Origin of the sequence: Azospirillum cavernae (assembly GCF_003590795.1) — a bacterium.
Classification (GTDB): Bacteria; Pseudomonadota; Alphaproteobacteria; order Azospirillales; family Azospirillaceae; genus Azospirillum; species Azospirillum cavernae.
This window is the reverse complement of sequence record NZ_QYUL01000005.1, coordinates 529,426-543,166: the sequence shown is the minus strand read 5'-3', so window position 1 is coordinate 543,166 and position 13,741 is coordinate 529,426. Positions and strand designations below refer to the sequence as shown.

Genomic DNA, 13,741 nt, shown 5'->3' with positions numbered 1-13,741 from the left:
CGGGGCCACTCACGGATTGTTTGATGGCGAGCATCGGCGAAGCGCTTGTGATGGCCCTGGATCTGCATCAGGCGGGGCGGGTTGGCGAAGCGAGACTCCTGTACCAGCGCATTCTTGACGCGGATCCTGAGCAGGCCGACGCGCACCATCTGCTGGGCGTGCTGTGCGGCATGACCGGGGATGTCGCCGGGGCGCGGCGGCGGATCGCGCGGGCGGTGGCGCTGGCCCCGGCGCGGCCAGATTTTCACGGAAATATGGCGAACATTCTGCGGGCCGACGCGGACAAGGACGGCGCCGGGCGGCATGACGCCCACAGTCTGACCCTGCAACCCGGCAATGTTGAGGCCGCGTCCCGACTTGGCGCGCTGCGCGCCGCGCAAGGGGCGGCGGCCGAGGCGCGGGAATTGGCCTGTCTGGTCCTGTCCAATTCAGCGGCGGTCAGTCTGGAGGCGTTGACTGGGCTGGCGCTGGCGCTCAGCCGTGTTGATGGCTTGGAGGACCAAGCGGTGGCGCTGCTGGAGCGGGCGGCGGAGCGCGATCCGACCTCGGCGCTTGTGCAGGCCAATCTGGCGTTGGTCCGGCAACGGCAGGGCCGCGCGGCGCAGGCGGCGGACCATTTTCGCCAAGCGCTGGACCGGGATCCGCAATTCGCCCTGGTGTGGGGCGCCTTGGGGCAAATTCGCGTCGATTCAGGGTGTCTGGCCGAGGCCGCCGCGCTGTTCCAACGTCAAGCGGCGCTGCGCCCGGATGACCCGTCGCCCTACCGCCGGTTGGGGGACATCGCCCGGCGCCAAGGGCAAAGCGGCGTGGCGGAGCGCGCCTTGCTGTGGGCGGAAGCCCTGGAACCGGGCGACCGCGACAGCGGCTTGACCCTGGCCGTCCTGCTGCTTGCCCGCAAAGAGGTGGCGGCGGCGGAACAGCGCTTGACGGCGCTGGCGCGGCGGGCGCCGGATGACCCGGTCATCCTCTACAATCTTGCCCAAGCGCTCATCGAACAGTCGGATCGCGACGGCGCCTTGGCGCTGCTGCGGCGGGTGGTGGCGCTGGCCCCGGATCTGGGCGATCCCCTGCACAGTCTGGGCGCGCTGGTGACCGGGCTTGGCTTCGCCCGCCTTGGTTCGGCGTGGCTGGAGCGCGCCTTGCGGTTTGGCGCGGATCGGGCCAATTGGCACCGCGCGGCCATGCTGTCGATCCTCTATGTGCCCGGGGTCGACGCGGAACGCCGCTTTGCGCTGCACCGCCGTCTGGAGGCCGCCTTTCCACCGCTGGCCGTGCCGCCGCTTCCCTTCGCCAACCGCCTGGACCCAGATCGCCGCTTGCGGATCGGCTATCTGACCTCCGACCTGCGGGCGTTCCAGCCCATCGGGCGCAACCTGCTGCCGTTGTTTGAGAATCGCGACCGGGACGGGTTCGAGGTCATCGTCTACGCCCATGTTCTGGAACCCGACGCGACGACGGAGCGGTTTCGCGTCCTGTCCGATGGCTGGCGCGACATCACCGGGCAGGACGATTCGACGGTCGCCGCGCGGATGCGGGCGGACGGCGTGGACATTCTGGTTCCGTTGGGGATCCGCTTCGACAACAACCGCCCCCACATCTGCCACCTGCGGCCGGCTCCGGTGCAGATCAGCCTTCACGACGCGGCGACCAGCGGCCTGTCGGCCATCGATTATCTCATCACCGACCGGACGATGACGCCACGCCATGGGGCGGAGCGTTTCACCGAACGGCCCTTGCGCCTGCCCAGCTTTTACGTGGCGGCGATTCCAGCCGCCGCGCCGCCGCCCGGCCCGTTGCCGATGCTGGCCGATGGGGTGATCCGCTTTGGCTGCTTCAACAACCCGGCCAAAATTTCGGACGAGACGTTGCGGCTGTGGGCCAGGCTGATGGCGCGGATCCCGCAAGCGCGGCTGGTGCTGAAATATCTGGATTCCTACCGCTCCGACCTTTGCGTCGGCCGCATCCGCGCGGCGTTGAGTGCGGGCGGGGTCGATCCATCCCGGTTGTGGGCCGACCCGGCGGAGGCGGAGCGGCCCGCCACCCACCTCGCCCGATACAGCGGCATCGACATCGCGCTGGATCCGTTTCCCTTCTGCGGTTCGACGACGACCTTCGAGGCGTTGGTCATGGGCGTTCCGGTCATCACCCTGCCGGGCGACACCATGGTCAGCCGCTGGTCGGCGTCGATGCTGCGCGCCTTGCGCTTGGACGGTCTGGTTGCGTCCTGCGAGGACGAGTATGTGACGATCGCCGAGGCGCTGGCGAGCGATCCGGCCCGTCTTTCGGACCTGCGGGCGACGCTGCGGGACCGGCTGACCGCGTCCCCCCTGTGCGACGGTCGCCGCCGCGCCCGTCAGGTCGAGCGCTTGTATCGGACGGTTTGGCGGCGCTTCTGTCATGAACGGGCGCAAGCGGGGGCGTGATGGCGAGCGTAAGCGACGCGCTGTTGGCGGCGTTGGATCACCAGGAACAGGGGCGCGTCGTCGAGGCGGAGACGCTGCATCGCCGCATTCTCGACGCCGCTCCGGCGACGGTGGACGCGTGGCACCTGCTGGGGCTTCTGCTGGCGCAGTCCGGGCGGCTGGAGGCGGCGGAACCGCTGTTGCGCCGGGCCGTGGCGCTGGCCCCCGACCGGCCCGATTGCGTGGGAAACCTCGCCAAGCTGTTGATGGCGCTTGGCCGACGTGGCGAGGTCGTGTGGCTCTGTCAGGCCGTCGCCCTGATCGCGGCGGATCGGCTGGAACCTTGGATGCCGGAGATTCTTGGGCAGGCCGGGCAACAGCGCCTTGAGGGCGGCGACCCGCGCGCCGCCTGTCGGCTGCTGTCGCTTGCGGCGGCGGCGATGCCGGGTTCCGGCGTCGTTCAGGCTCAATTGGGGGTCGCGTTCCAACGGCTTGGCCAAAACGATGCGGCGGAGGGGTGTTACCGCGCCGCGCTCGGCTGTGGGTTCGACACGCCGGATCTGCGCGACAATTTGGCGGACATCCTGTTTGCCCGTGGGCGGTCCTGGCAATGTGGCGGCGGCCATGCGGAGGCGTTGGCGCTGTTTGGCGAGGCGTGGCGGTTGATCGCGGGACAGGCCCTGGCCGCTGGGGCAGACCGGGCGCGCGACCTGTGTTTGTTCATTGGCGTGTCGTGGCACGCGGTGAGCGCCTATGAGAAGGCGGCGCGGGCGTTCGCCAACGCGGTCATGCTGGATCCGGCGCATCCGGCGGCGCTCGACAGCGCGGCGCGGGCCTGGCTGGATTGTCGGGAGCGCGAACGGGGGATGCGCGCGCTGATGTGGCGCTGGACGCTCGACCCGACGAATGTGGATCTGTGTCTGGGCGCGGCGCGCGCGTTGGAGCGGGCGCGGGAGCCGGGGGAGGCGGCGGAATGGTACGCCCGCGCCGCAGGGTTGAGCGGCGATCCGGGGCATGAGGCCTCGGCGATTCTGTCCCTCAACCTGACCAACGCTCCGGCGGTTGTCATCACGGCGGCGGCGCGGCGTTGGGCGGACCGCCATGCCGAGCCGTTGACGCGCGCGGCGCCGCCGCCCGTCGCCCGGTCTTCGGCGGGGCGTCCGCTGCGTGTTGGCTATCTGTGCGAAAATTTCCTGACGCACGACTTCACCTGTTTGCCGCTGGTCGAGCATCACAGCGCCGATTTCACCATTGTGGTCTATTCCCTGGGCCGCGATGACGACAACGAGCTGTTGGCGCGTTACGCGGCGGCGGCGGGGCTGTTCCGCCGGGCGCCGGGGTTGGACAACGCGGCGTTGGCCGATGTGATTCGCGCCGACGCCATCGACATTCTGGTGGATGGCGCTGGTTTTTCCTCACACAGCGCGCGGCTGTTGACCGTGGCGCGGCGCCCGGCCCCGCTTCAGATCCATTTTCCGGTGATGACGACCACCGGCTTGTCGGCGATGGATGCGGTGCTGGTGGACGGAACCACGGTTCCGGTCGGGCGGGACGCGGATTTTTCCGAACAGGTCATGCGGTTGCCCATCGGCTACCATTACTCGCCTCTCGCTCCGACGCCCGCCCCGGCGCTGGAGCCGCCCGTCGCCAAAACGGGGCGCGTCACCTTCGGCAGTTTCAACGCGCTGAGCAAGCTGTCGGCGGCCACCCTGGAGGCATGGGCGTTGATTTTGCGCCGCCTTCCCACGGCTCGCCTGATCGTCAAGGCGCTGGACGTCACTGTCAGCGACCAACGGGCGTTGAGCCGGGCGCTGGGGCCGCAGCTTGAGGTTCGCGGGCCGACCGCCAGCGTGGACGAGCATATGGCCGCGTTCAACGGCATCGACATCCATCTCGACAGCTTCCCCTATGGCGGCGTCACCACGACGGCGCAAGCCCTGTGGATGGGGGTGCCGGTTGTCACCCTGGCGGGGGACCGGGTGCTGGACCGCTATGGCGCGTCGCTGCTGCGCGCGGTGTCTTTGGAGGATTTGGTGACGCGCTCGCTCGCGGACTATGTCGAGACGGCGGTGGCGTTGGCTGGGGATGTGGAGCGGCTGCGCGCGCTGCGGGGCGGCCTGCGCGCCCGGATGCGGGCGTCGCCCCTGTCGGATCCGGTGCAATTCACCAAGGATGTCGAAGGGGCCTATCACGCGCTGTGGCGACGGATGTCGGGCGCGGCTGGGTGATGGCGTGTTGGCGCAAGGCAAGACGAATCAGCGCAATAGGTTTAAACACCCATGCGCAAACAAATGTTTGCACGCATAGATATTCATTAGAAAATCATCGGTTCTTTTTCATAAAGTGAGCCAGATCCGACATTGCGCCAGCAATGGTTATAATTCCCAAAATCGAACAAAATTGCGAGAAAGAGTAACTTTAAAATATCGCGTAAAAATTGTTCCTAAAATTCTCCCAAAGTTTCGTGAAGTTTTTCAATGCTCTTGATGCGGTCGCGCCCGGCGTTGCCGGAAAGCCGAATCAGTTCAGCCGCCAGGGCGTGTATCACCGCCATCACCGCGACATGGTTGTCGAGCGGGGCCAAACTGCGGGTTTCACAACGGAAGGTCAGGGGCGGGGGTGGTCCTTCCAGAGGAGAATGGCTGTCGGCGAGCAGAATGGTGGGAACGCCGCGCGCCTGCGCCGCCCGCAACAATTCGATGATCGCCGGGGTGCGGCGGCGGATGCCGACCAGCAGCAGGACGTCTTGCTGGTCAAGATCGGCGAAGGTCTCGGCCAGCGTTTCCCCGGCGGCGACCATGTGGTGAACCTCGGGCCGGACCTGGATGAATTGCCAACGGGCGTATCCGGCGAGAAAGGCGCTGTTGCGGGCGCCGCACACCCAGACGCGCCGGGCCGTGTGCAGCAGGGCGGCGGCTTGTCTTAGGGCGTCCGGGTCGATCTGGCGCGCGGTGGCGGCGATGGCCTCGACGCTGCGCTGAAAATGGGCGTCCACCGACGGGGGGGCGTCGGCGCTGGGCGTGGTCGGTTGATCGAGCAGATAGAGCGGCGATCCCCATTCGGTGCCGCGCCGGGAGGCAAGGCGCGCCTCTTCAAAATTGGCGAAGCCCAGGCGGCGGACCAGACGGGACACCGTCATTTTCGACACGCCGGCGCTGCGCGCCAGTTCAGTCGCCGAATAGCCGGACAACTCGCCAGGGCAGGCCAGAATCACGTCGGCCAATTGCCGTTCGCTGCGGCTCAAGGCGGTGTAGCGGTCGTGGATTCGGGTGGTCAGCGCCTGTTCGGGCAATGTGCCGGTTTTTTGGTCGGTCATCTGCGCGTTTCTTAAGCAATCATCGTCGGGGATGTGAGTTACGAGCGTAACGAATTTCAGTACAAATGGGATAATTGTATCATTTTCAGCCCTTTGGGATCGGTGCGCGCGGCCGTCGTCCGGCTGGCACGGCGTTTGAAATGCATGGGAACGTCCTTTTGGTTGGAGATCAAACACCATGCGGTTTGCAACGATACTCGGTGCTGTCGGCTTTGCCACGGCTGTTCTCGTGGGTGGCATGACCGGCGCGGCGCAGGCCGACGCGCTGGAGCGGATCACCAAGGAAAAGGTTTTGCGCGTCGCCGTGCCGCAGGATTTCCCGCCCTTCGGGTCGGTCGGCACCGATCTGAAGCCGATCGGTTATGACATCGACGCCGCCGGTCTGATCGCCAAGGAATTGGGCGCCAAGGTCGAGTTGGTTCCCGTCAGCAGTTCCAACCGCATCCCCTATCTGACCACCGGCAAGGTCGATCTGGTGATCTCCAGCCTTGGCAAGAACGCCGAGCGCGAAAAGGTCATCGATTTCTCGGTCGCCTACGCCCCCTTCTACAACGGCGTGTTCGGGCCTGAGGCCAGCGCGGTGGAGAAGGTCGAGGATCTGAACGGCAAGACGGTCGGCGTCACCCGTGGTTCGGTCGAGGACATCGAACTGTCGAAGATCGTCACCGACAAGGTCACGGTGCGCCGCTACGAAGACAACAACGGCACGATTTCCGCCTTCCTCTCCGGTCAAGTGGAGTTGGTCGCCACCGGCAACGTCGTCGCCGCCGCTATTTTCGAGCGCAACCCGCCGCGCCTGCCGATCCTGAAATTCCTCATCAAGAATTCGCCCTGCTTCGTCGGTCTGAACAAGGATGAAGGCCCGCTTCTGGAGAAGGTCAACGCTATCCTGACCAAGGCGAAGGCCGACGGCTCGCTGAGCGCCATCGCCAAGAAGTGGCTGGGGACGCCCCTGCCCAAGGATCTGTAACCGGCTCTCTCCACTTCCAGCGCGGGCGATCCCATGGCCTATCGGTTTGATTTTGCGTCCTTGTTGGACTATGCGCCCGTGCTGGTTCACGGCGTGGCGACCACGGTCGGTTTGACCCTGGTCGGCGCCGTGCTGGGGGTGGGGATTGGTATTGGCGGGGCGGCGGCGCGGTCCTCGGCCAACGCGCCGCTGCGCGTCGCGGTTGGGGCCTATGTCGAACTGATCCGCAACACGCCCTTCCTCGTCCAGCTTTTCTTCATCTTCTTCGGTTTGCCGTCCTTGGGCGTCCGTCTGCCGGAATGGCAGGCGGCGCTGTTGGCGATGGTCATCAACCTTGGCGCCTACGCCACCGAGATCATCCGGGCGGGCATCGACGCGACGCCCAAGGGCCAGGTCGAGGCGGGGGCCAGCCTGGGGATGAGCGGGCCGCAGATTTTCCGCTACATCATCCTTGGCCCGGCGATGGGCAAGATTTGGCCCGCTCTGACCAGCCAGATCATCATCGTCATGCTGGGATCGTCGGTCTGTTCGCAGATCGCGGTGGAGGAGCTGAGCTTCGCCGCCAACTTTATCCAATCCCGCAACTTCCGCCCGTTCGAGGTCTATTTCGTGGCGACCGCGCTGTATCTGGCGCTGGCGGTCGGGCTGCGGTGGCTCTTGGCCCGGCTGGGGGACCGGCTGTTCGCGAGGGCCGCCCGTGCTTAACTTCACCTTCTGGGACATTCTGTCCAACCTGCTGCTGGCGGCGCGCTGGACCGTGCTGCTGTCGGCGATCGCCTTCGTCTGCGGCGGCGTCGCCGGGCTTCTGGTGCTGCTGGCGCGCGTCGCCCCGCTGCGCCCGCTGCAAGGCGCCATGAAAATCTACATCGAGCTGTTCCAGGGCACGCCCCTGCTGATGCAGCTCTTCATCGTCTTTTTCGTTCTGCCGCTGGTCGGCGTCGAAACCTCGCCCTGGACGGCGGCGGCGGTGTCGCTGACCTTGTTCACCAGCGCCTATCTCGCGGAAATCTGGCGCGGTTGCGTCGACGCCGTGCCGAAAGGCCAGTGGGAGGCCTCGGCCAGTCTGGCGCTGAGCTATGGCGAACAGATGCGTTACGTCGTGCTGCCGCAGGCGCTGCGCATCGCCGTCCCGCCCACCGTCGGCTTCTCGGTTCAGGTGGTGAAGGGAACCGCCGTGACCTCGATCATCGGTTTTGTCGAGATCACCAAGGCTGGAACGATGATAACCAACGCCACCTTTCAACCCTTCCTGGTCTATGGCCTCGTCGGGTTGCTGTATTTCGCACTCTGCTACCCTTTGTCGCTCTCGGCCAAGGCGCTGGAAAGGAAGCTCAATGTCGCTCGCTGATGGATCCGTTCCGCCGTCCCCCCGTCCCCTGGTCAAGCTGACCAACATCCGCAAATCCTTCGGCCCGGTGGAGGTGCTGAAGGGGGTGGACATGGCGGTGCAGGAGGGCCAGGTCGTCGCCATGATCGGGCGCAGCGGCTCAGGCAAAAGCACGTTGTTGCGCAGCATCAACGGGTTGGAGCGCATCGACGACGGCGTCATCGAGGTGGACGGCGAATGCGTCGATCCCAGCCAGATCGACTTGCGGGCGCTGCGCCTGAAGGTCGGCATGGTGTTCCAGCAATTCAACCTGTTCCCCCATTTGAGCGCTGGCGAAAACGTCATGCTGGCCCTGAAGGTGGTGAAGAAGCAGGACAAGGCGTCCTGCCGCGCGGCGGCGGAACAGGCGTTGGCCAAGGTCGGGCTGGGCCACAAGTTCGACGCCTACCCGTCGCATTTGTCGGGCGGCCAGCAACAGCGCGTCGCCATCGCCCGCTCGCTGGCGATGGCCCCGAAGGTGCTGCTGTGCGACGAGATCACCTCGGCGCTCGACCCCGAACTGGTCAGCGAGGTGCTGTCCGTCGTCCGGAAGCTGGCGGAAGAGGGAATGACGCTGCTGCTGGTGACGCACGAGATGCGTTTCGCCCGCGAAGTCTGCGATTCCCTGGTCTTCATGCATGGGGGACGCATCATTGAACAGGGGCCGCCCGCCGAATTGTTCGACCATCCCAAAACCGCCGAATTGGCCCAGTTCGTCGGCATGGTCGAGGCGCGGTGAGGAAGGTTGTTCCCTAAATAGCGACAATCATGTTCTGACGCGTTGGATTGTTCCCGAACCCCTTTTGGCCGCATGATTGGATCAACGAGGCAAGCCCAAGCGGCACAGGAGGGTTTCGGTCATGCTTACGATCCGTCATCGGGATGAACGCGGCGCGGCGAACATGGGTTGGCTGAACAGCCAGCACAGCTTTTCCTTTGGCCATTACCACGACCCGGACCAGATGGGCTTTCGCGCCCTGCGGGTCATCAACGAGGATCGGGTGATCCCCGGCGCCGGTTTCCCCACCCACGGCCACGCCAACATGGAGATTGTCTCGTACGTGCTGAAGGGCGCGTTGGAGCACAAGGATTCCATCGGAACCGGCTCGATCATCCGGCCCGGCGAGGTCCAGCGCATGAGCGCCGGGCGCGGCATCCGCCACAGCGAATACAACGCCTCGCAGGCCGATCCGGTGCATTTCCTGCAAATCTGGATTTTGCCGGAAATCCATGGTCTGGCCCCCAGCTACGAGCAGTCGGCCTATTCCGACGCGGAAAAGCGCGGACAACTGCGGCTGGTCGGCTCCCGCGACGGGCGGGAGGGCAGCGTCACCATTCACCAGGATGTGGATCTGTACGCCACCCTGCTGGACGGCGAAGAAAGCGCCAGCCTGCCGTTGCGTCCGGGGCGTCACGCCTGGGTGCAGGTGGCGCGCGGTCAGGTTCACGTCAACGGCGCGCTGCTGAAGGAAGGCGACGGCGCGGCGTTGAGCGACGAGGCCGCCGTCACGCTCGACAAGGCCGACGTCGCCGAGGTGCTGGTCTTTGATCTGGCGTGACGGTTGAGGAGACGAAAAGGGGCGGGCCGGATGAACGGCCCGCCCCTTTTCGTCACGCGGCCAGGGTCATTCCCAACCGGGCGGCGATCCCGGCCCCGTAACGCGGGTCGGCGGCGTGGAAATGCGCCAACTGGCGTTCCTGGATGAAACGGGGGGCCTTGCTCAGCGATCCGGCGATGTTGTCCATCAACCGCGCTTGCGCCTCCTCCCCGATCAGGCGGAACAGGGCGCCCGCCTGGGCGTAATCGTCGTTGCCGTCCCGATGGTTGTAGCGGTCGGCGTCGCCGCTGATCCGCAAGGGCGGTTCGGACGCGGCGGCGCTTTGCGTCGGGCCGCCGAAGCTGTTCGGTTCATAATTCGGCGCGCCGCCGCCGTTGCCGTCAAAGCGCATCGCCCCGTCGCGCTGGTGGTTGTGAACCGGGCAGCCCTGCGGGCGGTTGACCGGCAGATGGGCGTAATTGCCGCCCAGCCGGTAGCGGTGGGCGTCGGCGTAGGCGAACAGGCGGCCTTGCAGCATCTTGTCGGGGCTGAAGGAGATGCCGGGAACCACGCTGGCCGGGCTGAAGGCCGATTGTTCGGTCTCCGCGAAGAAATTCTCCGGGTTGCGGTTCAGGATCAATTCGCCGAATTCGACCAGCGGGTAATCCGCGTGCGGCCACACCTTGGTCAGATCGAACGGGTTGATGGCGTAGGCGTCGGCCTCAGCCTCCGGCATGATCTGGATGGAGACGGTCCAGGCGGGGAAATCGCCGTCTTGGATGGCGGCGTAGAGATCGCGGGTGGCGTGGTCGGGATCGACGCCCGCCATCGCGGTGGCTTGATCGGCGGTGAGGTTCTGGATCCCCTGGCGGGTCTTGAAGTGATACTTGACCCAGAAGCGTTCGCCCGCCGCGTTGATCCAGGAAAAGGTGTGGCTGGAAAAGCCATCCATGTGGCGGTAGCCGCGCGGCGTGCCCCGGTCGCTGAACAGGATGGTCAACTGGTGCATGGTCTCCGGCGACAGCGAGAAGAAATCCCACATCGCCGTCGGATCCTTCAGATTGGTCGCCGGGTTGCGCTTTTGCGTGTGGATGAAGTCGGGGAACTTCAGGGGATCGCGCAGGAAGAACACCGGGGTGTTGTTGCCGACCAGATCGTAATTGCCCTCTTCGGTGTAGAGCTTCACCGCGAAGCCGCGCGGGTCGCGGTCGGCGTCCGCCGATCCCTTTTCGCCGCCGACGGTGGAAAAGCGCAGGAACACCGGCGTTTCCTTGCCGACCGCCGCCAGGAAGGCGGCCTTGGTCCAGCCGGTCACGTCGCGGGTGACGCGGAAGACGCCGTAGGCGCCCGCCCCCTTGGCGTGGACCACCCGTTCGGGGATGCGTTCACGGTTGAAATGGGCCAGCTTTTCAATCAGGTGGAAATCCTGCAACAGCAGCGGCCCGCGCGGCCCGGCGCTCAAGGAATTCTGGTTGTCGGCGACGGGCTGGCCGAAGCTGGTGGTCAAGACGCTCATAATTGCTTCCTCGCGGTGGGTGGCCTGTGCGTGGCTCTGGTTATCCGCCCCCAGCGTTGATATATCCAAGACATCATTCATAATGATCTGATAGGTGTTGGCTATGAATATGGCCGGTCTGTCCCTGCGTGATCTGGAATATGTGGTGGCGGTCGCCGACCTGCGCCATTTCGGCAAGGCGGCGGAGCGCTGCGGCGTCAGCCAGCCATCCTTGAGCGCGCAAATCCGCAAGCTGGAGGACGGCCTCGGCCTCGCCCTGTTCGAGCGGACCAGCCGCCGCGTGCTGACCACCCCGGCGGGGGAACCGATCATTCGGCAGGCCCGCGTCGTGTTGGCCGAGGCGCAACGCCTGCTGGCGCTGGCCGAGGGGCAGGATGGCGGCTTGGCGGGAAGCTTCCGTCTGGCCGCCATTCAAACCCTGGGGCCGTATCTGTTCCCCCATCTGCTGCCGATCCTGCGGGCGCATCACCCCGATCTGACGCTGGTCCTGTCGGAAGGGCGCACCGACGGCCTGTTGGAGGAGTTGCGGGATGGGCGGATCGACGCCGTTCTGCTGGCCCTGCCGGTCGAGGTGGAGGGAATCGCCGCCGAGCCGCTGTTCTTCGAGCCGTTCGTGCTGGCCCATCCGGTCGGCCATCGGCTGGGACAAACGTCGGTTCTGACTCTGTCCGACGTCGATCCCGGCGAGTTGCTGTTGTTGGAGGAGGGGCATTGTTTGCGCGATCAGGCGCTGGCGGTCTGCGGCGTCACCGCGCGGGCTGGACGGCACGCCACCGGGTTGGAGACGCTGCGCCATATGGTGGCGGTGGGGAACGGCTGCACGCTGATGCCGCTGTTGGCGACGGGCGACGCGGCCACGGTCGGCGGGCTGGTCGGCTATCGCGCCTTCGCCGCCGACCGGCCCGGACGGGTGGTTGGCTTGGCGTGGCGGGCCAGCGACCCGCGTGGACGGGGCTTGCGCGATCTGGCCGGGCTGTTTCGCGCGGCGCTCCCCGCCTCCGCTGGCTGTTCGCCGGTTGGGGCGGGGCAGGCCGCTTAAGCGATCTTTTCCGACGCTGGAATCCCACACGCGTCAAGGCGCGCGCAACAATGGAAGGTTGAAGATTTCGACGCTTGCGCACCGGCGACGCCAGCGGTTCGCTCGCGCCCATGAAAAAAGTTCGCCGCACTGACGTTCAGCGTATTGCGCAAAAAGCAAAAGGCCGCTAGCTATACGCCTGCGGCCCGAGTTTGGGGAGGAAACGCCTGATACAAGGCGCTAAAAACAAAGATAATGCTGCGTCGCAGAAAATCCAGCCCAAGCGGCTGGATTTTTCGTTTGAGGGGCTGACATTCCGAAAACGGATGTGTGTGGTGGTCGCGCTGGCGATGGTCCGCGTTATGATGCGGGATCAACCAGACTGCACCGGGAAGACACACCATCATGAAACGGCGCGCGTTCCTCACCACCGCTGGCGTCGGCCTTGCCGCTGGCACGGTTGCCGCTCCCGCCATCGCGCAGAGCCAGCCCGAGATCAAATGGCGCCTCGCCTCCAGCTATCCCAAAAGCCTGGACACCATCTATGGCGCGGTTGAGTTCATCGCCAAGCGGGTGGCCGCCGCCACGGACAACAAATTCCAGATCCGCACCTTCGCGGCGGGCGAAATCGTCCCGGCGCTTCAGGTGTTGGACGCGGTGCAGAACGGCACTGTCGAATGCGGCCAGTCCGCCGCCTATTTCTACGTCGGCAAGGATCCGACCTTCGCCTTTGACACGGCGATGCCGTTCGGCCTGAACACCCGCCAGCACATGGCGTGGATGATGCACGGCGGCGGGCTGGAGCTGATGCGGGAGCAGTTCAAGGAGTACAACATCCTGAACATCCCGGCGGGCAACACCGGCGCGCAGATGGGCGGCTGGTTCCGCAAGGAAATCAAATCGACGGACGATCTCAAAGGCCTGAAGATGCGCATCGGCGGGCTGGCCGGTCAGGTGCTGACCCCGTTGGGGCTGGTGCCGCAGCAGCTTGGCGGCGGCGACATCTATCCGGCGCTGGAACGCGGCACCATCGACGCCGCCGAGTTCGTCGGCCCCTATGACGACGAGAAGCTTGGCTTCCACAAGGTCGCGAAGAACTATTATTACCCCGGCTGGTGGGAAGGCTCGGCGCAGATTCCGCTGCTGTTCAACATGCAGGCGTGGGACCAGCTTCCGGCCTCCTACCGTACGGTCCTGGAAATGGCCTGTTGGGAGGCCAACACCTGGATGCTGGCCAAATACGACACGCTCAACGCTTCGGCCCTGAAGCGGCTGGTCGGCGGCGGCGCCGTGTTGCGCATGTTCCCGCGCGAGATGATGCAGGCCTGCGAAAAGGCGGCCTACGATCTGTACGACCAGATCGCCACCACCAACCCGCGCTTCAAGAAAGTGTATGAGGCGTGGAAGCCCTTCCTGGAGGAAGAACGGCTGTGGTTCCGCGTCGCCGAGAACGGCTTTGACAGCTTCGTCTACAGCCAGTCGGCCCAACGTCGATGACTGTGGGCCGCTAAGCCCTGAGTCGCCTGCGCGAGTCGTGGGGGAGTGCGGCGGTGTGTCATCCGTGCCCCCCATCATTCGCCTTCTCAATCGCCTGCGGATGGCGCAAACTGCTGTT

General features: G+C 65.7%; 11 protein-coding genes. 9 read left to right on the top strand and 2 right to left on the bottom strand.

Going from position 1 to position 13,741, the window contains the following annotated elements; all coding sequences use genetic code 11:
• Positions 1-23 precede the first annotated feature (23 nt).
• Complete coding sequence (locus tag D3877_RS27705) at positions 24-2,423, top strand: O-linked N-acetylglucosamine transferase, SPINDLY family protein (RefSeq protein ID WP_119833997.1); 2,400 nt, start codon at positions 24-26, stop codon at positions 2,421-2,423.
• Positions 2,423-4,630: a tetratricopeptide repeat protein gene (locus D3877_RS27700; protein WP_119833996.1), complete on the top strand. Its 2,208-nt coding sequence runs from the start codon at positions 2,423-2,425 to the stop codon at positions 4,628-4,630. Before D3877_RS27705 ends, D3877_RS27700 begins: the two co-directional genes overlap by 1 nt.
• A 215-nt stretch (positions 4,631-4,845) precedes the next feature.
• Here the strand turns inward: D3877_RS27700 and D3877_RS27695 are convergent, their stop codons facing one another.
• Positions 4,846-5,718 carry a MurR/RpiR family transcriptional regulator gene (locus D3877_RS27695; protein WP_119833995.1) on the bottom strand — a complete coding sequence of 291 codons (873 nt, stop codon included), beginning with the start codon at positions 5,716-5,718 and terminating at the stop codon, positions 4,846-4,848.
• A 238-nt stretch (positions 5,719-5,956) separates the two neighbouring features.
• On the opposite strand from D3877_RS27695, the gene D3877_RS27690 reads away from it, so the two are divergent.
• The 5 genes from D3877_RS27690 to D3877_RS27670 all read left to right on the top strand — a co-directional run bounded on the left by D3877_RS27690 (position 5,957) and on the right by D3877_RS27670 (position 9,613).
• Positions 5,957-6,688 (top strand): transporter substrate-binding domain-containing protein, encoded by a 732-nt coding sequence (locus D3877_RS27690; RefSeq protein WP_338014637.1) that lies wholly within the window; start codon positions 5,957-5,959, stop codon positions 6,686-6,688.
• A gap of 33 nt (positions 6,689-6,721) precedes the next feature.
• On the top strand, positions 6,722-7,393 hold the full coding sequence (locus tag D3877_RS27685) for an amino acid ABC transporter permease (protein ID WP_119833993.1): 672 nt from the start codon (positions 6,722-6,724) through the stop codon (positions 7,391-7,393).
• Positions 7,386-8,036 carry an amino acid ABC transporter permease gene (locus D3877_RS27680; RefSeq protein WP_119833992.1) on the top strand — a complete coding sequence of 217 codons (651 nt, stop codon included), beginning with the start codon at positions 7,386-7,388 and terminating at the stop codon, positions 8,034-8,036. The genes D3877_RS27685 and D3877_RS27680 overlap by 8 nt, the downstream gene beginning before the upstream one ends.
• Positions 8,023-8,793 (top strand): amino acid ABC transporter ATP-binding protein, encoded by a 771-nt coding sequence (locus D3877_RS27675; protein ID WP_119833991.1) that lies wholly within the window; start codon positions 8,023-8,025, stop codon positions 8,791-8,793. Before D3877_RS27680 ends, D3877_RS27675 begins: the two co-directional genes overlap by 14 nt.
• 121 nt (positions 8,794-8,914) lie before the next feature.
• Positions 8,915-9,613, top strand: coding sequence for a pirin family protein (locus D3877_RS27670; protein ID WP_119833990.1), 699 nt, complete (start codon positions 8,915-8,917; stop codon positions 9,611-9,613).
• A gap of 52 nt (positions 9,614-9,665) precedes the next feature.
• Here D3877_RS27670 and D3877_RS27665 read toward each other — a convergent pair whose 3' ends face one another.
• Entirely contained in the window at positions 9,666-11,108 is a 1,443-nt protein-coding gene (locus tag D3877_RS27665; RefSeq protein WP_119833989.1) for a catalase, read from the bottom strand.
• Between the two features lie 109 nt (positions 11,109-11,217).
• Between D3877_RS27665 and D3877_RS27660 the strand changes: the two genes are divergently transcribed.
• Positions 11,218-12,147: a LysR substrate-binding domain-containing protein gene (locus tag D3877_RS27660; protein WP_338014636.1), complete on the top strand. Its 930-nt coding sequence runs from the start codon at positions 11,218-11,220 to the stop codon at positions 12,145-12,147.
• Positions 12,148-12,531: 384 nt separating this feature from the next.
• Positions 12,532-13,623 carry a TRAP transporter substrate-binding protein gene (locus D3877_RS27655; RefSeq protein ID WP_119833987.1) on the top strand — a complete coding sequence of 364 codons (1,092 nt, stop codon included), beginning with the start codon at positions 12,532-12,534 and terminating at the stop codon, positions 13,621-13,623.
• The last annotated feature ends 118 nt before the right edge of the window (positions 13,624-13,741 follow it).